This is a genomic window from Parasphingomonas frigoris (assembly GCF_036663815.1).
Lineage (GTDB): Bacteria > Pseudomonadota > Alphaproteobacteria > Sphingomonadales > Sphingomonadaceae > Sphingomonas.
Genome location: NZ_JAXOJQ010000001.1, coordinates 909,105 through 929,051, shown reverse-complemented (window position 1 = coordinate 929,051; position 19,947 = coordinate 909,105). Strand labels below are relative to the sequence as shown.

The window sequence follows — 19,947 nt, the reverse complement described above, 5'->3', positions numbered from 1 at the left end:
GATTAATTCCGTCCCAGGCGACGTGATCGATGCGGCCGCCTCGCTGGAGGCGCCGAGTACGGACGCATCGCCGGTGCGAGACTGGCGTGTTCGTCGGGGAGCCTAGCGTGTCGCGACGGTCGCGTGATGTGCCCAACACCGTCCTGCTCGCGCAGCTCGGCAGCGTCACGCGTGCACCGCGCCACGCGATGGGCCCGCGCGCGATCGCCGATGTCGGGGATTGGCAGGCGGGGCGCGAACCGCGGGAGCACTTTGGATGAACAGCGCACTGGACGCGCTCATCGCTGCCGAGCAGCTGCCGCCGGCCTATGCCATGATCGTCGAGCGCTGGTGGCGGCCGCTGGCGCAGCAGATCGCGGGATGGCGCGCGGAGGCCGGGCGTCCCTTGATCGTCGGCATCAACGGCGCGCAGGGCAGCGGCAAGTCCACTGTGTGCCGATTCCTCGAGGCGGCGCTACTGCCCGAAGTGGGGCTCTCCGCGGTCACGGTATCCCTCGACGATCTGTATCTGACCCGGCCGGAGCGCCTCCGGCTGGCGCGCGAGGTTCACCCGCTGCTCGGGACCCGCGGCGTGCCGGGTACGCACGATGCGCGGCTCGGCATGTCGGTGATCGATCATCTGGCGGCGGGGCACGACACGCTGGTGCCCCACTTCAGCAAGGCGCTCGACGATCGCCTGCCGCAGGCCGAATGGAGCCGCCATCACGGGGCGGTGGATATCGTGCTGTTCGAAGGCTGGTGCGTCGGCGCCACGCCACAGACGCCGCAAGCACTGGCCGCGCCGATCAACGCGCTCGAACGCGAATGCGACGGGGACGGGGTTTGGCGCCGCCACGTCAACGACGCCCTGGGTGGCGCCTATGCGGAATGGTTCGCGCGGATCGACCGCTTGGTGATGCTCCTGCCCCCGACGTTTGGCTGCGTCGTGCGCAATCGCCTGCTGCAGGAACACAAGCTGCGCGCGCGCGCACCGGATGCGGCGAAGGTAATGGACGACGCCGAAGTGCGGCGCTTCGTCAGCCATTACGAACGCTTGACGCGGTCCATGTTCGTCGCGTTGCCCGAGCGGGCGGATGTGGTGTTCGCGCTGGACGAGGCACAGGACGTCGTGTCGATGCGGCAGAATAGGCGGACCCGCGCCACGTCGCAGGCTTAGGCGGGCGCCGCCACGGGGATTAACGCCCGCCCGCCGGTCGATGGCGACGCCGGCTACGCCTTCAACGCGATCGCAACGCGACCGATCTACGAGCGGATAGCCTGGGTCGCGCGCACCGGCTGGATCGAGCAGGACATCCCGAACGGTTGAGGGCCGTCGCCCGGGCTCAATGCGCGGCGGCGGGCACCGCCGCGATCACCGGCGCGGTCGCGGCGATGTGCTTGCGCTCCAGCGTCGCCTTTTCGAACAGTTCGCCGGCGAGGCCCACCAGATGGCCCGCGGCATGTCCGCCCGGAATCTGGAGCGCGGCATGACCGACGGCGAAGGCCGCACGCGCGCTGCCTTCCGGCAGGTAATAGACCGGCGCGTCGAGCACCTTTTCCTGGCCGCGCAAACGGAAGATGAAGTGTTCGAGGATCGTCGCCGGATTCTCGTAGATCGACATGTCGTCAGGCGTGCATTTGCTGCAGTCGATGATGCAACAGGTGATGTCGATGATGCATACGGAATTGTCACCGACCGGCGACAGCTTGGCCGCCGTGTCGAGCCGCGCCCGGATGTCCGAAATATGTGCGTCGATCACGGTCAATTCGCGCACGAGACCGGGGATCGTCTTGGCCTCGATCTTCCGGGCGGGGGTAGTGAAGCGGGCCATACGTCTCCCCGATGCAGTTTGCCGGGCATGATGAACGGCGCGTCCTTGCGTCGCTGTCGAAGCGATCGCGCGGCGTCGTGCGTCACGATATCCCACGCGCCGCTGTAGCCGTGCAGAAGCAAGGTTTCGGCATGATCGAGATCCGCCATGATCGTGTAATTGCTGATCCGCGACATCGACGTCTCCCGGATCGCAGTTCACAACCCAAGGGCATCGCGACAAATTCACGATCGACCAAAGCAGCCTCGCTCCGCTGTTCTTGCAAATAGCGTGAGGGCCGCAGCATACCAACCGTATGCCTCTGTTATGGATGAGATTTTCCGCACCGGTTACCGGACGGTTCTTGGGTCTCCCAAAGGAATCGGTCGTCTGATCACGGCGTATCGCGCCACCGCACGCCGATTGAGCAGCTCATTCACCGCGAAGAAGCTCGGCCGTCACGGTCTTGCCGGTGCGGATCGGGTCGGGGGTCAGGATGACGGTCGTTCCCGGCGTCAGCACCGGCCCAAGGCGCTGGCGAAAGGCCTCGTCGATATGGAACGTCTCGGGCAACGGTGGCGTCGGCGGGTCGCCATCCTGGCCGGGGAGCGCCACCCGCTCCCAATGCCGCCCCAATGAATCGACCGTCTGAAGCAAGAACAGCCACGGCCGCGTGAGCGGGACGTCGAACAGCGTTACTGCCGATCCGATCACCTTGCCGTTGCGCAGGACGAGCATCGTTTGATCGGCCGAACTCACGATGATCGAAACGGGCCCGGCCGGCGATGTCGCCGGGTGCCAGACGTAGGCATTTGCGGCGGTCGGGGCAGCCGCCGGCTCGGCTGCGCCCAGTGGATCGTCGATCGGCGAGACCATCGGCAAGAGGTCTGCGTCGACAATCATCACCGTCATGCCCAGCCGGGTTTCGCCATATAGCAAATGCGCCAAAACCTTGGGCAGGCGGATGCAGCCGTGGGACGCGGGATAGCCCGGGAGGCTCCCGCCGTGCAGTGCGACGCCGTCCCAGGTCAGGCGCTGCATATAGGGCATCGGCGCAGCGTCGTAGAGGCTCGAAAAATGCTTCACCTGCTTTTGCAGGACTGTAAACACGCCGGTCGGGGTGCGATGCCCGGGCTTGCCGGTCGAGACCGTCGTCACCGCGATCGGCAGGCCATTGCGATAGAGCACGGCGCGTTGCGTCGCGATATTGACGATCAGCAGCGCCGGGCCAGCCGGCGCGACCTGCGGCGCCCAGATGAATTCGCCGGGCTTGAGCTGCCTGACCGCGTCGAGCACCGACCCCGCGTTGAGCGGACCGGTCGCGGGTACCGACTGCCCGTGCGCGACGGAAGCCGTCCAGATCGCCAGCGCCGCGACCTGCATCGCCGCGCGCGCCAGGACAGTCGCGCCGATCCGGGCCCGGGGCGTATGCGCGCTCAATCCGAGCGACCTTGCCGCATCGGCGGGCACCGGCTCTTCAGCAACAATGTCAGCGCGATGTCGGTCTGATCCGTGTCGCGCCAGGGATTGTCGCTTGCGACCGTCCGCAGCGCGCTGACCAGGTCGAGACCTTCGACATAGCCCTTGGCGCGCGCCGCATCGGTGCAGGCGCGTAGGAGCTGCGTCACCGCCGGGTCGCCGGCAAGGTTGTCGAAATCGAGATAGAGGCGGTGGCTGCCGGCGCGGGGGAGGGCGGTCTCGAAATAGCGCGCGGCGACCTCGGCCAGCGCCGCATGGGGGGCGCTCGAGGCGGGATCGAACATCGCCGTCCGGTCGGACAGACACCCCGCATTACCGAACACGTGCGGAAACCGCATGAGCGCATAGAGCGCGAGATTGCCCGCCGCGCCTCTGCCGAGGATTGCGGTGTCGGCTGCACCCGGCAAGGCGCGAAAGGTGCGGTCGACCAGTGGCTTCAATTCAGCCGTGACGAAGTGCAGATAGGCGTCCGAAAGCGGCATCCCGCCAAGACTGGCGATCGCCTTCGTGCGGAGCGGAGCCGGCAGCAGCGCCAAGGGTGCGGCGGGGGCATATTCGCGAGCATGCTGCGGCGAGCGACCGATTGCGACGACGATCGGCGTGCGGATCTCCCCCGCGAAGGCGAGGCCGACGATATGCTCGTCGATACCGGCGTCGCCGATCCTTGGACCGGGTGCCTGCGCGAACAGGCTCTCCGCATCGGGCACGTAGAGGACGGGATAGGCCCAGGCGCTGTGATCATAGCCGTCGGGCAGCCACACCCGCACGCTGCGCGATGCAAGGACGCTTGAGCGGATCGGCAGTTCGATCAAGCGCCCCAGCGCGGCCGTCGGTACCGCCGCCCGCGCCAGCGACGTGGCGAGCAGGGCGGCCAGGCCGGCGATCGCGACGAAGGTCCGCCGCGTTCCGCTATCCGGGCCGCGAGCGCCTTGGTCCCGATCTCGACGCTGGAATGGCAATGGGGGTCGACCGCTCATCATCGTCTCGGTTGTCGGCGCCATGCGGGTCTGGCCTGCACAATCGCCCTGCAGCGCGGCCGCCACCATTCGTGTTACCCCGTATACGGTTGGAACCTGACGGCGCTATGCAAGCACTGCGGCGACCGGGCGGCGTAGCGAAAAGGGCCTGTCGGGACCGTAGCCGAAACGCATTACGATGTCGGGCCGATGTCCCGCCGCGCCGACGCATTTCGCCAGTTCGGCGCGCAGAAACGCCACTTCGACCGGCTGGTTGAGGAATGCGTGCTTGAGGCCGAGGCTGGTGGCGGTCAGGGCGAAGCGCTGGCAAGCCCGTCCCACCGCGATCCAATGCGCGGGGTCCGCGCGGTCGCCGAAGAACACCGCCAGCCCGGCTGACGACGGGATTTGTTGCGCGTAGGTTGCGTTTTCGGCGTCTGCGGAAAGCAGCAGATCGACCGCCGGGCCGCCGAGCCAAGTTGGCAGGACGGGGTTGCCGCTCGTGCGCGAAAACAAGCCGTCGCGGTGCCGCAACGCCGCGCGCGGATTGAAGCGCAGCCATGCCTTCAGTTCGCGCATGAAAGCCTGGTCCTGCATCTGCACGCGATTGCCGGCGAGCACGAGATCCCGCACCGGATCGATCCTGGCGCGCTCGGTCAGCAAAACGAGATTCACCTCGGGCGCCGTGCCGGCGGCGTCGAGGCGCGCGAGATCACCCGGTGGCACCGCGCGTCCGTCGTACAGCGCGCGGGTCGATTGCCGTCGCGTGATCGCGCCGTGCAAGGGACTTGGCTCCGCGCGGCCGAGCGTGAAATCGTAGCGCAGCGCCGGGCCGTCGCCGGTGCTTCCCAGATCGCCCGGTCGGCCCGATGCCCGCGCGGCGAGCACGAGATTTTCGGCGGCACAGCCAAGGCTGACATACAGATGATGATCGTCGGGATCGACCACGGGCGTGCGCCGCGCGAAGTCGGGAAGAATGGCGATCGTGCGCGCTTCGGTGCGGAAGCGCCAGGGCTGCGCATTGTGACCGTTCGCCGCGAGTGTCGCCGCGCGAATCAGCGGCGCATGGCCGGGCTCGGCGATCAGCGGGGTGCGGCTTTGCGCGGCGGCCGCATCGTAGTCCGCCATCGATCCTTCGCCGCAGATGATGGCGCCGAATCCGATGCCCGCCGCGGCCACCGCGCTCCCCGCGCCGGTCAACAATGTCCGCCTGTTCATGCTCCGCCCTCCGCCGTGCCCGCGCAGCAGCGCGGTGATGAACGATCCAAGCAAGTCGTCCGCCTTTTCGCCATCGGTAGCTTCACGAGCAGGGCATCGCCCGTGCGGCCCGGAACCCTCACGCTGGATTTGCCACATGCCGGGAGCTGCGGCGATGATCAGCGATAGCCAGGGCATCGTGAGTGTCGGGTCCGGCTTCGCCGGCCTGTGCGCGGGGGTGTTCGGGCGCGTCTGCGCACCGGCTGTCGAGTTTCACGCCCGTCGGCGGCTGCACGCGCTGCGAGGCGAAGGTTGCGCCATCGAAGCGCTGCGCGTCGTTTACCAAGAGGAATTCGTCGGATTCGAAACCGAACGGGGTGCCCCTCCGCGCGTCTTTGCGGATCGCGATCGGCTCGAATCCGACGTCGGCCGGATCGCGCGCGCGGATGCCGGTGAAATCGGCGCAAAGCGCTCGATCATCTGGCGGACCAGCGGCTTGCACGTTTCGAGCAGCATCAACAGTACGACGCCCATGCCAAGCGCCAGCGCCATGTCGCTCCATGCGATCGCGCCGAACTTCAGCAGCGCTTGCGCACGCGGCAGGAAGAGGATCAGCCCGGTCACGCCGACGATGGCGGCAACGACATAGCGGAGCGCTGCATTGTGCCGCAGCAGCGCCTCGCGCAGCGACGCGGCGAACGACCGATTGACCAGGATCAATGCGAGAAGTTCGGCGACCAAGGCGAAAAAGATCAAGGCGCGGAGCTCTTGCTCGGCCATTCCGGATCGCACCTCGACGAACAACACCGTCGCCAGCATGGCAAAGGCAAGCCCGCCCTGAAACACGCTCCACACGATCATCGGCAGTGAGAACAGCGCTTCGGACGGCGCGCGCGGCGGTCGCAGCATCACGTCGTTCTCGTCGCGCTCGGCTTCGAACACCAGCGCGCAGACCGGATCGACCACCATTTCGAGCAGGGCGATATGGATCGGTCCGAACAGGATCGGCATGCCGAAGACCAGCGGCAGCAGCGCGAGCCCCGCGATCGGCACGTGAACCGCGAAGATGAACGCCATTGCCTTGCGGATATTGTCGTAGATCCGCCGCCCCAGCCGCACGGATTGGACGATCGACCCGAAATCGTCCTCGAGCAGCACGATCGCAGCGGCTTCGCGCGCCACGTCCGTCCCGCGCTTGCCCATCGCCACGCCGATGTGCGCCGCCTTGAGCGAGGGTGCGTCGTTGACGCCGTCCCCGGTCATCGCGACGGTCTCGCCCGCGGCCTTGAAGGCTTCGACGATGCGCAGCTTTTGCTCGGGCAGGATCCGCGCAAACACCGTCACCGACGGCAGCCGCGCCGCCAACCGGGTGTCGTCGAGCGTCGCCAGCTCGGCGCCGGTCAGGACGTCGCCCTCTGCAATCCCGGCCTGCCGCGCGATCGACCGCGCGGTGGCGGCATAGTCGCCGGTGATCATCACCACCCGGATTCCCGCCCGGCGGCACTCGGCAACCGCGTGCGGCACGCTCGCGCGGATCGGATCGGCCAGCCCGACCAGCCCGAGCAGCGTTTAGTAATAGCCGTGCTGGCTTGCCGCCCAGTCGCGGTCCGGCGGGGTGGCGGTGGCGACGGCGAGGACGCGAATGCCGCGCACCGCCATTGCCTCGACCGCGGCCGTCATCGCCGCGTGCTCATCTGGAGCGAGGCGACACAATTTGGCGATTGCCTCGGGCGCACCCTTCGCCGCGATCCGCAGCGCGCCGCGATCCTCCCACACGTTCGACATCGCCAGCAGCTCTGGACGCAGCGCATAAGCGTGCTTCAGCGCTCCGGTCGGGGGCGACAGCGCGGTGACGGCAGACCGCGCCGCGTGCAGTGCGATTTCCATCGGGTCGCCCGGCTCGACCGCGCTGGCGAGCGCGGCGGTGGCGAGCAGGTCGTGATAGGGCGGCATTACCGGGGTGTCGGAGAGCGCGAGTGTCGCGCCCGACGGCAGCCAGAGCTCGGCGACCGACATGCGATTTTCGGTGAGCGTGCCGGTCTTGTCGGTGCACAACACCGTCGCCGATCCGAGCGTTTCGATCGCGGCGGCGCGGCGCGTGAGCACGCCGACCGCGCCGATCCGCCACGCGCCCATCGCGAGGAAGACCGTCAGCACGACCGGAAATTCCTCGGGCAGCATCGCCATGCCGATCGCGATCCCTGCCAGCAACGCCTCGATCCAGCCGCCGCGCAGCAGCCCGACCAACAGCACCACCAGCAGCGCGACCGCGCCGCCCCCGATACCGCACCACATCACGATTCTGCTCGTCTCACGGCGCAGGCGTGGCGCCTCGGTCTCGAGCATCGCCAGCGACTGGCCGATCCGGCCGATCTCGCTGCGCGGCCCCGTCGCCAGCACGCGCGCGAGGCCGCTGCCGCGCGCGACGAGCGACCCCGAATAGACGAGCGGCGATCCGTCTCCCCCGGGGCGGCGCGGCTCGGCGGTTGCCGCATCGGGCGCGGCGACCTTGCCGACGGGCATCGATTCTCCGGTGAGGAGCGATTCATCGGTCTGGAGGTCGGCCGCCTCGAGCAGCAGTGCGTCGGCGGCGATCCTGTCGCCCTGGTCGAGCACGAGTAGATCGTCGCGCACCACGTCGCGACTGGCGATGCGCTGCCGCGCGCCATCGCGGACGACACGCGCGCGCGGGGCAGAGAGATCGCGCAACGCATCGAGCACATGCTCGGTGCGGCTTTCCTGGACCACCGTCACCACGATCGAGAAGGTGGCGAAGGCGAGCAGGATCAGCGCTTCGGTGCGATCGCCGAGCAGCAGATAGGTGACGCCGCCGGCGAGCAGCAGCGCCAGCATCGGCTCGCGCAGGACTTCCAAGACGATGCGCAGCACCGAGCGTTGGCCGGCGCTCGGCAGTTCGTTCGGACCGTCGTGCGCCAGCCGTTCGGCAGCGGCCGTCGCGGACAGCCCGCTGCGGTCGCTCTTGACCGGTGGCGACGCGGCGATGAGCATTCAGTGCACCATGAGGACGGGGAGGCGGGGATCTCCGATCAGGCTGCGCGTGACGCCGCCGAGCAGGATTTCGCGCACTCGGGAATGCGCAAAGCCGCCGACGACCAGCAGATCGGCACCGCGATCGAGCGCGAAGCTGGTCAGCCGCTCCTGCGGCGTTTCGCTCCGGTCGAGCGCATGCCCCTTGACGCTGAAGCCGTGACGGGACAGGAGCGCGACGACCGGGTCGAGCACGGTTTCCGGGAGATCGTCGAGCCCATGCTTGACCGCGACGACATCGATGCGCGCGCCGGGGGCAGCAAGCGCGACGAGATGATGCAGCGCCCGCATCGCGGCTGGTTCGGGCTTCCAGCCGAGCACGGCGTGCTCGACCGAGCGCAGCGAGCGCCCAGGCGGCAGCAGCAGCACTGGGGTGCCCGAGGCCACCAACACGGTCTCGATCGTGCGACGGCGCAACCAGTCGATCGACCAGGCATCGCCCGGACCGATGACGATCATGTCCGCGAGCGGCGCGGTCGCCCGAAGGTCGCCCGGAATCCAGCCGACATCGTCGCAATGCGAAACCACCTCGGCCTGGCTGCCGGGCGGCAGCAGCGTGCGGAGGCTGCTGGCATGCTCGCGGGTCAACTGCCGGAGCTCGCCCGGCAATGTGTAGAGTGTGCCGAGCGGGGCAAGGTTTGCCGACAGCAGGGGCGCTGCGGTCAGGATATCGAATATCACATGCGCCTGGCGATATTCGGCGAGGCCGAGGACCGCATCGATAAAGCCGGTACCGCGAACCGGGCCTTCGACGATCGCGAGAATTGTCTTGATCATGCCTACCTCCTCCTGTCGGAAAGCATGCAGCGCGCGTGACGGTTGGGCTTTACGTAGATTTACGAGGCGAGCGACCGCGGCATCGACAGCTGTCCCCGCGCGGGTCCGGTGCCGGTCTGGCTCCAGGGAGGCGCGCACCGTATTCCACTGCTTGCATGCCGAAGACCGCGACGCGCTCGCGAGCAAGCTGAGCGGACCCCCAGCCCATCTTCGCGCGCGTCGCGCCACCGAACTCTAGGAGTAAAGTCAGACGAGGCGGCCGTCTGCCGGGCTAGGCGCACAAGAGAAACCCACATACGATCCGCATTTCTGCTACGCCGGTTGTCGCGCAAAACACGCGCGGAGGACAATCGCTATGACGAACGGTGCATCACGCCCGGCTGATCCTCCCACCGCGACGGTTTCGGCGATGGCAATTGAGCGTCCACTTTCCGAGGACATGCTCCGTCGAATGGATGGGTACTGGCGAGCGGCGAACTATTTGTCGGTCGGACAGATTTATCTGCGCAGCAATCCGCTGCTCGATGAACCGCTCGCGATCGACCACGTGAAGGCCCGGCTGCTTGGCCATTGGGGTACGACGCCGGGGCTGAATATGCTCTACGTCCACCTCAACCGGGTGATTGTCGAACGCGACCTCGATATGATCGCGATCATCGGCCCGGGGCATGGCGGTCCGGGGCTGGTTGCCAACACCTATCTCGAAGGGTCCTACACCGAGCGCTATCCTGCGATCGAACGCAGCCGCGGCGGGATGAACCGGCTCTTCCGGCAATTCTCCTGGCCGGGGGGCATCCCCAGCCACGTCGCCCCCGAAACGCCGGGATCGATCCACGAGGGCGGCGAACTCGGCTATTCGCTCGCCCACGCGTTTGGCGCGGTGTTCGACAATCCGGGGTTGATTGCCGCCTGCGTGGTTGGTGACGGCGAGGCGGAAACCGGCGCGCTGGCGACCAGCTGGCACAGCAACAAGTTCCTCAATCCCGCGCGCGACGGCGCGGTGCTGCCGATCCTGCATCTCAACGGCTTCAAGATCGCCAATCCCACTGTGTTGGCGCGGATCGGTCGCGAGGAATTGACCGACCTGATGCGCGGCTATGGTTATGAGCCGCACTACGTCGAGGGCGACGATCCGGCCGAGGTGCATCAGCTGCTGGCCGCTACGCTCGACACGGTGTTCGATCGCATCGCTGCGATCCAGTCCGCGGCGCGAGCGGGCGGGGAAGTCGGCGGGCGACCGCGCTGGCCGATGATCGTGCTGAAGACACCCAAGGGCTGGACCGGACCGAAGGTGGTCGATGGCAAGCCCGTCGAGGGCACGTGGCGGGCGCATCAGGTGCCGATCGCGGACTTCAAGGATCCCGAGCATCTCCACAAGCTCGAAGCATGGATGCGCAGCTACCGCCCCGAAGAGCTGTTCGATGCGGCCGGCAAGTTCCGCGAGGAATTTGCCACGCTCGCGCCGACGGGCCATCGGCGCATGGGATCGAACCCGCATGCCAATGGCGGCGAGATGATGCGGCCGCTCTCGCTGCCGGATTTTCGAGATTACGCGATTGCACAGTCGGCGCCGGGCACGGTGAAGGCCGCGGCGACCGCAGCGTTGGGCGGGTATCTGCGCGACGTCATGGCGCTCAACGCCGACGCCGGCAATTTCCGCCTGTTCGGCCCCGACGAGACTGCGTCGAACCGCTTGCAGGCGGTGTATGAAGTGACGGGCAAGGCGTGGATGGCCGACACGCAGCCGAACGACACCGATCTCAGCCGCGAAGGCCGCGTGATGGAGGTGTTGAGCGAGCATCTTTGCCAGGGCTGGCTCGAGGGCTATCTGCTCACCGGCCGTCACGGCCTGTTCTCGTGTTACGAGGCGTTCGTGCACATCGTCGACTCGATGTTCAACCAGCACGCGAAGTGGCTGAAGGTCACGCGCACCATCGCGTGGCGCAAGCCGATCGCGTCGCTCAATTATCTGCTGACCTCGCATGTCTGGCGGCAGGACCACAACGGCCTGTCGCACCAGGACCCCGGCTTCCTCGACCATGTCGCGAGCAAGAAGGCCGACGTGGTGCGGATCTACCTGCCACCCGACGCCAATTGCTTGTTGTCGGTGGCGGATCACTGCCTGCGCAGCCGGAATTACGTGAACGTGATCGTGGCCGGCAAGCAGCCCGAGGCAAATTGGCTGGGCATCGATGATGCCATCCGCCACTGCACCGCCGGTGCCGGGATCTGGGAATGGGCCAGCGATGAAGGCGAGCCCGATGTCGTGATGGCCTGTTCTGGCGACGTGCCGACGCTGGAGACGATGGCGGCGGTGATGCTGCTGCGCACCTACGCGCCCGATATCCGCATCCGCGTGGTCAACGTCGTCGATCTGATGGTGCTCCAGCCGCGGTCCGAGCATCCGCATGGGCTCGACGAGCGCGCGTTCGATGCGCTGTTCACGACCGACAAGCCGGTGATCTTCGCCTTCCACGGCTATCCCGCGCTGATCCACAAACTCACGTACCGCCGGACCAACCATCACAACATCCATGTTCGCGGGTACAAGGACGAGGGTACGACAACGACGCCGTTCGACATGGTCGTGCTCAACGATCTCGACCGCTACCGCCTGGCGCTCGACGCGATCGAGCGCATCCCCCGGTTGCGCGACCGCGTGCCTGATGAGACGGCACGCTATTGGGCGCTGATCGAACGGCACAAGCTGCATGTCTATGAAGCGGGAGACGACCTGCCGGAGATCCGCGACTGGCAATGGCGGCGGTGAGCGCGGTGGAGGGCATGGGGCGGACCGGCATCCTCACGCTCAACGAGGGGTCTTCCTCGCTCAAGTTCGGCTTCTACGCGGCCGGACCGGACGGGGTCGAGGAGCGCACGTCGGGGGAAGTGGAGGGTGCGCAGCCCACCGATATGGTCGAGCGGATCGATGCCGCTCTGGACGGCGCGCGGCCCACGGCGATCGGGCACCGCATCGTCCATGGTGGGACGGACCTGTTCGATCCTGTCGCGATCGATGCCGACGTCCTCGCACGGCTGGAGCGGGCAACGGCGTTCGCGCCGCTGCACGGCCCGGCGGCGCTTGCGCTGATCCGCGCGGCCCAGGCACGGTATCCGGACGTACCGCAGATCGCCTGTTTCGACACCGGCTTCCACAAGGGGCTGGAGGCGGTTGCCGCAGTTCTGCCGATCCCGAAGATGTTCCGGGCGAGTGGCGTACGGCGCTATGGCTTCCATGGCCTGTCCTGCCAATCGATCGTCCACCAGCTCGGGCGGGAGCTGCCCGAGCGGCTTGTCATTGCTCACCTCGGAAGCGGTGCCAGCATAACCGCCGTCCGGTCCGGGAGATCGATCGATACCAGCATGGGCCTGACGCCGTCGGGCGGCATCGTCATGGCGACGCGTTCCGGGGATCTCGACCCTGGCCTGCTGCTGTATCTGATGCGCGAGCGGGGCATGGATGCGGTCGGCATCGAGGATATGGTCGATCGCCACTCGGGGTTGCTCGGTATCTCCAACGTGTCGGGCGACCTGCGCGAGCTGCACGCTGTCGCCGCGACCAACGCCGATGCAGCCTTGGCGATCGCCGCTTTCTGCCGCTCGGTTGCAAAGCAGATTGCCGCTATGATCGCCTCCTTGGGCGGCGCGGACATGATCGTCTTCACCGGCGGGATTGGTGAAAACGACGCCGTCGTCCGCTCCATGATCTGCGCGGACCTCGGTTGGGCGGGTGTTTCGCTGGATTCTGCCGTCACAAACGGACCTGTCGTCGTACGGATCTTGGCGTCGCAGGAAGGGGCGGAGATGGCGCGCGCTGTTTCTGTTCTCACAAACGGCGCGAACGGCCTTCGCTAGGAAAGGTCGACAGCGGTGCGTCGATGCTGTGGCGTACCGGCATTGCCGGAAGGATGGTCTCAGCCGTCGGCTCAAGCGGCCGATATCGTGTGCGCATACTTTCGCGGCGCCGCCACGATCGGCCTCGCTAGATGTTTAGCCGACGCTCGTCTCGAGGATTACCGTGCCCCGCACATTGACAAGAGAAACGCCCTCAACGTCGTCTCAGAACACAGCGTGATCGCCGCGTTCCGGCGCGGCCTCGCCATCCAACACTGCGCGGTAATAGTCGAACAAGGTCTGGCTGCCGGTCGATGGCGTGGCCGCTGGGTCGTATCGGCCGGTCGCGGAATCCAGCACCAGCATGGATTCGGTCGCGTAATATCGCCCGATCCGGGCCAGCTCGGCCTTGGCCGCGACCGGCGGGGCAACGCGGCCAATCGCGGACAGGCCGCCGACAATAGCGTCGAGCAACGTGACGGGAACCGAGCGAAAGCGGGGCGTGCGCCCGAGCAGCGCGAACAGCGCCTCGCCTTGCTGCCGCGGCGTGATCGCGTCGCCCGGGCCACCGATCGGCAGTATCCGGTTCCAGCGCTCCTCGACCTCCAGGCACGCCGCGATGTAGGCGCCCAAATCTTGGTCGCTGATCGGCTTGCAGGCCGTCAGAGTGCCGTCGCCGAAGATCAGAAAGGGCCGCCCATTGCGCACGCGTTCGATCTGGCCCGACAGGGATTTGAAATAGGCGGTGGGCCGCACGATCGAATAGCGCAGGCCGGATTCGATCAGCGCCGCTTCGAATGCCAACTTGGCATTCTGGAAAGCAAGTAGCGGCTTTTGCACGCAAATGGCCGACAGCAGCACGAAGTGGGTGACGCCGGCCTGCTGCGCCGCCTCCAGGGCGGTCAGATGTGCGCGATGATCGATCGCCCAGGCGTCGTTGGGCTCGCCTGTGCGCGAGGCCATGCACGACACCACTGCGTCGAATTGCTCGCCGCCAAACCCGGCATGAAACAGCGATGCGGGATTGGCGTAGTCCACGATCCTCACCGTGACGCCATCGAACGAGCTGGCGCGGTCTGCTGAAGCAAGCGTCCGGTCGCGGCTTTTGGCACGGACGAAAGCAACCACATCGTGCCCCTGCTTCACGAGGGCGGCGGCAGTCGCGCGACCGATTGTACCGGTCGCACCGAGCAGACAGACACGGCGCCGTACCGTAGGCTGGGGCGTACGGGATGCCAGCGTCTCCGTCTCCGTCTCCATCAGCGAGCGCTTGCATCCCACGAACCGCGGTGAGACCGAGCGGTCCTTAGCGTCGGCTTACAATCCATGCGCTCAACCTGCCTCCAGCAGACGGCGAAACAAAGCAGAATCTTCAACGGGGCCGCATGGCCGCTATCGTGGGGCGAGCCGGTCCTTCCGAGCGTCGGTTCTTGGGTCGTCGCGTGGCGAAGTCACTCTCAGCTGGCGGCCGGATCGCAAACCAGCCCAACTTGGGACCGTTCCATGTCTCATGCTTGACATCGCGCGATGCCACGGTCCGGCTTGAATAGATTGGACCGGTGAAGCAACGGTTTGCGTTCGTAGGTCATGGTCAACAATTCGAGTGCCACACCATCGCGCCGCCGGTATGCAGGTCGATATGGATCAGACTCGCAGCTGACATGGCACAACAGACCGATTTCCTTCCCTCGCGGGACCGTCATCTGCGTTTGGTCGCCGATAGCCCAATCCCTTCGGTAATCAGCGATCCGCGGTTGCCCGACAATCCGATCGTCGCGTGCAACGATGCGTTCTGTGAGCTTACCGGGTATCCGGTCGAGGATGTCGTCGGGCGCAACTGTCGCTTCCTGTCGGGGCCGGCGACCGAACCTTGGCTGACCGAGGAGATCCGGCGTGGCGTGCGCGAGCATCGTCCGGTTTTGGTCGAGATCTTGAACTACAAGCGCAACGGCCAGCCGTTTCGCAATGCCGTTCTCGTCGCGCCGATCTACGACGAGAATGACGCATTGCTGTATTTCCTGGGATCGCAGATCGAGATCGATACCGCCGCGGCGACGCCGTCGAGCATGCGCCGCATTCGCGCGGCGGAGATGGTCAAGGCGTTGTCGCCACGCCAGGGGCAGGTGCTGAAGCTCGTCGCGAACGGCCTGCTCAACAAGCAGATCGCGGCCGAGCTCAACCTCTCGGAAAAGACCGTCAAGATGCACCGGGCTATCCTGATGAGCCGCCTCGAGCTCAATACGACCGCCGACCTTATCCGGCTCGCCGTCGAAGCCGGCCTATAAAGGCCCACGACTTCGATACGGCCCAAAGCCCGTATCGGCGGAAAACCGGCGTCAGCCTAGAAGGTAGGGGTCGCCACAGCGGCATTGCCGTACGTCTTCAGCCATTCGCGTGCGGTTAGGCTCACCCTCGCCCTTCTGGTGCTGCTGTGGCGACATATTCGGGGAGATACAGGTCCGTCTCAGCGGATTTGAGCGAGGGACCGGATCTTCCCTGCCCGGCGCATTCGTGCCGCGGATCAATGCGACGGAGACTTCGATGGATATCGTCACGCCCTTCCAATTCTCGCTCGTCTACAATGCGTTTTCCTTCACCTTCGCGGCGATGGGCGCCGCCACTGCCTTCCTCTGGCTCAGTCGCGGACAGGTTGCCCCTGCCTATCGGACTGCGCTCACCATCTCGGGGCTGGTCACCGGGATCGCCGCTTATCACTACTTCCGGATCTTCGAGAGCTGGAACGCTGCCTATACCTTCAAGGATGGTGTTGTCACCGCGACGGGTTTCGCGTTCAACGATGCCTATCGCTACGTCGACTGGCTGTTGACCGTTCCGCTGCTGCTGATCGAGCTGGTGCTCGTGATGCGGCTGTCGCGCGAGGAGACGTCGTCCAAGGCGATCCGCCTCGGGTCGGCGGCAGCGCTGATGATCGTGCTCGGCTACCCCGGTGAAATCGCCAGCGACATTCCGACGCGCGCGATCTGGGGTACGCTGTCGGCGATCCCGTTCCTCTACATCGTGTGGGAATTGTTCAGCGGCCTCGGTGCGTCGATCAAGCAGCAGCCTGCGGGCGCGCAGGACCTCGTGCGGAAGGCACGCTTGCTGACCTTCGCGTCGTGGGGTTTCTACCCGATCGTCTATATGGCGCCCTATGCCGGGCTGACCGGCGGCACCGCGTCCACGACGATCCAGATCGGTTATACGATCGCTGATATCGTCGCCAAGGCCGGCCTCGGAATCCTGATCTTCCTGATCGCGGTCCGCAAGTCCGAAGCCGAGACCGACGGCCATAAGGGCTATGCCGCCTGATACGATGACTGCGCTTACCTACCACCCAGCGCCCCTGCGTCGCCGTGTCCCTGTGGGGCGCGGCGATGTCGTGTATCCGGCCTATTGGCTCGCGGCGACGGCGCTGATCGTCGCGGCGCTGCTCGGGGTGCCCCTCGGGCAGCCGGCGGCTGTGGCGGCCGCGACACTCGTGTTCATCGGCGGCGGGCTGCCGCACGGGGCGTATGACATCGCGCTGTTGCGGCGTTCGGTCGCGCTTGGCGGATTGGGCGTCGGACTCGCGGTCTGTGGCTATGCTTCGATCGCGCTGCTGATGGCGTTGCTATGGTTGACCGTGCCGCTGGTGGCACTGATCCTTTTCTTGGCGGTCGCCGCAGTGCATTTCGGCGAGGATTGGCAGATGCTCGAGGAGCCGCTGCTGCGGTTCGCAGCGGGAGCGGCGGTGATCGCGGCCACCGCGATCGGCCACCCCGCTGAGGTATCGGAGCTGTTCGTCGCGATGAGCGATCCGCGCGCGACCGTGATCGCGCAGATCATCGTCGCGGCGGCACCTGTTGCGTTGCTGGTGACCGCGGTGGGGATTGCGGCTGCGTGGCGCAATGGGAGCCGGCACTGGGCGCTGGCTATGGCACTGTGCTTCGGTCTGTTGCTGGTTTTGCCGCCGGTGGCGGGCTTCGCGCTGTTCTTTGTTTTCCTGCATTCGCCGCGGCACCTCAAGCAGACCCGCGCGATGTTGCGCGACATGCCCCTCGGGCAGTGGCTTGGCACCGGTGCGCTGCTGTCGGGCCTCGCCATTCTCGGCTGGTGGGCGGTGCGATCGATGGCGCCGTCGAGCGTCGCGCCAATACTCGTGGCCGAAGCTTTTCAGCTGTTGGCATCGGTCGCGGTGCCGCATTTGATGCTCTCGCACTGGCTCGAAGGACGGCTGCCTGCCGTTGCTTTCACTCAAGAAGAGACCCTGATCCCATGACCCGACGTACCGCCATCGTGATCGGCTCCGGCATCGGCGGCATCGCCTGCGCGATCCGCTTGCAGAGCCTCGGCTTCGACACCCGCATCGTCGAGCAGCTCGACGATGTCGGCGGGCGCGCCTACGTCCGGCGCGCCGAGGGGTTCACCTTCGACATGGGGCCGACGGTGCTGACCGTGCCGCATTTCATCGAGGAACTGTTCTCGCTCGAGCGCGACGTGGCGATGCTGACCGCGCCCGATTTCCCCGACGACGTGCTGGGCGATGGCCAGCGGATCGTGTCGGGCATCAGCGGCGGGCCCAATACCAGCCGCTATCTCGACATCGTCCCGGTGCTGCCCTTCTACCGCATCTATTTCGACGACGGCACCTTCTTCGATTACGACGCCGACCCGGTGAACGTGCGCGCGCAGATCGCGCGGCTCGCGCCCGAGGACCTCGACGGCTACGACCGCTTCCACGAGGCGGCGCGCGCGATCTTCCAGCGCGGGTTCCTCGAGCTGGGGTATACCTATTTCGGCAGCCTCGGGTCGATGCTCAAGGTGGTGCCCGACCTGCTCAAGCTCGGCGCCGTCCAGCCGCTCTTCTCGCTCATCAAGACCTATTTCAAGAGCGACAAGATGCGGCAGGTGTTCAGTTTCGAGCCGCTGCTGATCGGCGGCAATCCGCTCAAGGTGCCCGCCATCTATGCGATGATCCACTTCGTCGAGAAGACCTGGGGCGTCCATTACGCGATGGGCGGCACCGGCGCGCTGGTGAAGGCGCTGGTCGTCAAGTTCGAGGAACTGGGCGGCACGGTGCAGCTGGGTGCAAAGGTCGCGCGGATCGATGTCGAGAAGCGCGGGCGTCAGCGCGTCGCGACCGGCGTGACGCTCGAATCGGGCGAGACGCTGAAAGCCGATCTCGTCGTCTCGAACGCCGATTATGCGACGACCTATCTCAAGCTGATCGACACGGCGCACCGCCGGATCAATCGCGATGCCGTGGTCAAGTTCCGCAAGCAGAGCATGTCGCTGATGGTCATCTATTTCGGCTATGAGAAGCGCGAGGGCGACCCCGACGTCCGGCACCACAACATCATCCTCGGGCCGCGCTACGAGGAACTGCTGACCGACATCTTCGAACGCAAGATCCTCGCCGAGGACTTCTCGCAATATCTGCATGTCCCGACGCTGACCGACCCGAGCCTGGCCCCTGAAGGGTATCACGCCGCCTATACGCTGATCCCGGTGCCCAACACGCTGGGCGACATCGACTGGGATGCGGTCGGCGAAGGGTTTGCCGAGAAGGTGCTCAATTTCCTCGATGACCGCGGCTATATTCCGGGCCTGCGCGAGCGGCTGGTCTATCGCAGCTTCGTCACCCCCGACTATTTCGAGCAGACGCTCGGCGCCTATGCCGGCAACGGCTTCGGGGTCGAGCCGCGACTGACGCAGACCGCCTTCTTCCGTCCGCACAACCGCAGCGAGGATATCACCAACCTGTACCTCGTCGGGCAGGGGACGCAGCCGGGCGGGGGGACGCCGTCAGTGATGATGTCGGCCAAGATGACCGCCCGCGAAATCGCGCGCGACTATGCCGTCGATCCGCGGATCGTCGCGGGGATGCCCGCCTAACGACCGGCCGAGAGGATCCGGTCGGCCAGCATCCGTCCGGACAGCCATGCGCTTTCGATCCGCGGGGCGAGCAGCCAGTCGCCGACCGCGCCGATCCGCGTGGCATCGTTCCACAGCACGCCGTGCTGCGTGGCTTTCACGCGCGCATAGCGCCAGCGATGGCCGATCCGCACGACGGGCGCGGGCAGCGCCCGCGTCGCGTGCGCCGCCAAGGCTGAGAGCAGCGCATCGACCACGCTGGTCTCGTCGTCTTCGAGATGCTCGCGCGACCAGTCCGCCGTTGCCTGGATGACCCACGCCTCGGTACCACTTCGGCCGGGTTTGGCGCTGTTGCGCGCCGCCCAGCCGATGATGCCGGTGTCGCGCAGGATATCCTCGGTAATGGCGATCCGTTCGTCGAACGCGACCATTGCCGTCCAGCATGGCGCAGACGGAGACGCTTGCGCCATCGCGGCCATTGCCGGGTCGTGCGCCACCAGCAACGGCGCCGCCTGCTCGGCTGGGGTCGCGACGATCAGCGCGTCGAATGGATCGTCGGCGACGGAATCGAGGAACCATGCGCGGTCGGAGCGGCGCAGCGCGTCGACGCGAGTGTTCCACTGGATATCCAACGGCTGCGACAGCGCTTTTACGACCGTGCTCATTCCCGGCGTTCCAACCCAGGCGTCGTCCCCTGCGCTTGGCCAGCGGGCCACGACCCCGGACGCTTGCCAGCCCGTCACCGCCGCCGCGAAGCCCGGGTCGCGCGCCGTGAAATATTGTGCGCCATGGTCGAACGCGACGTCGCCGGAGGGCGATGCGACACGCCGCGTCGCCATCCGCCCGCCAGGCCCGCGGCCCTTGTCGAATACCCTGACCGCGTGGCCCGCGACCTGGAGCAGCTCGGCGCAGGAAAGCCCTGCAATCCCTGCGCCGACGATGCCGATCCTCATGGCGGGGGTGATCATGCGTAGTCCAGTTCGGTTCGATGGCGACCTTGCCAGCGACCGGGG

17 protein-coding genes are annotated in these 19,947 nt (G+C 66.6%); 8 read left to right on the top strand and 9 right to left on the bottom strand.

Features of this window, described 5'->3' with window-relative positions:
- Positions 1-107: 107 nt before the first annotated feature.
- Positions 108-260, top strand: coding sequence for a hypothetical protein (locus tag U1872_RS04370; RefSeq protein WP_332791629.1), 153 nt, complete (start codon positions 108-110; stop codon positions 258-260).
- The gene (locus U1872_RS04365) at positions 257-1,156 is read left to right on the top strand and encodes a kinase (RefSeq protein ID WP_332791628.1); all 900 of its coding nucleotides are present in this window, start codon (positions 257-259) and stop codon (positions 1,154-1,156) included. The genes U1872_RS04370 and U1872_RS04365 overlap by 4 nt, the downstream gene beginning before the upstream one ends.
- Before the next feature lie 166 nt (positions 1,157-1,322).
- Here U1872_RS04365 and U1872_RS04360 read toward each other — a convergent pair whose 3' ends face one another.
- From U1872_RS04360 to U1872_RS04330, 7 genes are all read right to left on the bottom strand, one after another.
- Positions 1,323-1,811, bottom strand: coding sequence for a hypothetical protein (locus U1872_RS04360; RefSeq protein WP_332791627.1), 489 nt, complete (start codon positions 1,809-1,811; stop codon positions 1,323-1,325).
- A 411-nt stretch (positions 1,812-2,222) separates the two neighbouring features.
- The gene (locus U1872_RS04355) at positions 2,223-3,230 is read right to left on the bottom strand and encodes a L,D-transpeptidase family protein (protein ID WP_332791626.1); all 1,008 of its coding nucleotides are present in this window, start codon (positions 3,228-3,230) and stop codon (positions 2,223-2,225) included.
- Positions 3,227-4,270 carry an alpha/beta hydrolase gene (locus U1872_RS04350; protein ID WP_332791625.1) on the bottom strand — a complete coding sequence of 348 codons (1,044 nt, stop codon included), beginning with the start codon at positions 4,268-4,270 and terminating at the stop codon, positions 3,227-3,229. Before U1872_RS04350 ends, U1872_RS04355 begins: the two co-directional genes overlap by 4 nt.
- 81 nt (positions 4,271-4,351) lie before the next feature.
- Positions 4,352-5,443, bottom strand: coding sequence for an Acg family FMN-binding oxidoreductase (locus U1872_RS04345; protein ID WP_332791624.1), 1,092 nt, complete (start codon positions 5,441-5,443; stop codon positions 4,352-4,354).
- A gap of 318 nt (positions 5,444-5,761) precedes the next feature.
- The gene (locus U1872_RS04340) at positions 5,762-6,946 is read right to left on the bottom strand and encodes an HAD-IC family P-type ATPase (RefSeq protein ID WP_443025318.1); all 1,185 of its coding nucleotides are present in this window, start codon (positions 6,944-6,946) and stop codon (positions 5,762-5,764) included.
- Positions 6,947-6,991: 45 nt separating this feature from the next.
- The gene (locus tag U1872_RS04335; RefSeq protein ID WP_332791623.1) at positions 6,992-8,431 is read right to left on the bottom strand and encodes an HAD-IC family P-type ATPase; all 1,440 of its coding nucleotides are present in this window, start codon (positions 8,429-8,431) and stop codon (positions 6,992-6,994) included.
- Positions 8,432-9,247: a universal stress protein gene (locus U1872_RS04330; protein WP_332791622.1), complete on the bottom strand. Its 816-nt coding sequence runs from the start codon at positions 9,245-9,247 to the stop codon at positions 8,432-8,434.
- A 409-nt stretch (positions 9,248-9,656) separates the two neighbouring features.
- Here U1872_RS04330 and U1872_RS04325 point away from each other — a divergent pair, with 409 nt between their 5' ends.
- Complete coding sequence (locus tag U1872_RS04325) at positions 9,657-12,017, top strand: phosphoketolase family protein (RefSeq protein ID WP_332791827.1); 2,361 nt, start codon at positions 9,657-9,659, stop codon at positions 12,015-12,017.
- A complete protein-coding gene (locus U1872_RS04320) occupies positions 12,005-13,102 on the top strand; it encodes an acetate/propionate family kinase (RefSeq protein WP_332791621.1) in 1,098 nt (365 codons plus the stop codon). Before U1872_RS04325 ends, U1872_RS04320 begins: the two co-directional genes overlap by 13 nt.
- Before the next feature lie 204 nt (positions 13,103-13,306).
- Here the strand turns inward: U1872_RS04320 and U1872_RS04315 are convergent, their stop codons facing one another.
- Positions 13,307-14,341: an NAD(P)H-binding protein gene (locus tag U1872_RS04315; RefSeq protein ID WP_332791620.1), complete on the bottom strand. Its 1,035-nt coding sequence runs from the start codon at positions 14,339-14,341 to the stop codon at positions 13,307-13,309.
- A 401-nt stretch (positions 14,342-14,742) separates the two neighbouring features.
- Here U1872_RS04315 and U1872_RS04310 point away from each other — a divergent pair, with 401 nt between their 5' ends.
- The 4 genes from U1872_RS04310 to crtI all read left to right on the top strand — a co-directional run bounded on the left by U1872_RS04310 (position 14,743) and on the right by crtI (position 18,955).
- Positions 14,743-15,366, top strand: coding sequence for a LuxR C-terminal-related transcriptional regulator (locus U1872_RS04310; protein ID WP_332791619.1), 624 nt, complete (start codon positions 14,743-14,745; stop codon positions 15,364-15,366).
- Between the two features lie 256 nt (positions 15,367-15,622).
- Positions 15,623-16,390, top strand: coding sequence for a bacteriorhodopsin-like (locus tag U1872_RS04305; RefSeq protein ID WP_332791618.1), 768 nt, complete (start codon positions 15,623-15,625; stop codon positions 16,388-16,390).
- 70 nt (positions 16,391-16,460) lie between these two features.
- Positions 16,461-17,339 carry a Brp/Blh family beta-carotene 15,15'-dioxygenase gene (locus U1872_RS04300; RefSeq protein WP_332791617.1) on the top strand — a complete coding sequence of 293 codons (879 nt, stop codon included), beginning with the start codon at positions 16,461-16,463 and terminating at the stop codon, positions 17,337-17,339.
- A complete protein-coding gene (crtI, locus tag U1872_RS04295; protein ID WP_332791616.1) occupies positions 17,336-18,955 on the top strand; it encodes a phytoene desaturase family protein in 1,620 nt (539 codons plus the stop codon). The genes U1872_RS04300 and crtI overlap by 4 nt, the downstream gene beginning before the upstream one ends.
- Here the strand turns inward: crtI and U1872_RS04290 are convergent.
- A complete protein-coding gene (locus U1872_RS04290; RefSeq protein ID WP_332791826.1) occupies positions 18,952-19,887 on the bottom strand; it encodes an NAD(P)/FAD-dependent oxidoreductase in 936 nt (311 codons plus the stop codon). The two genes, crtI and U1872_RS04290, sit on opposite strands and share 4 nt — an antisense overlap.
- Positions 19,888-19,947: the final 60 nt, after the last annotated feature.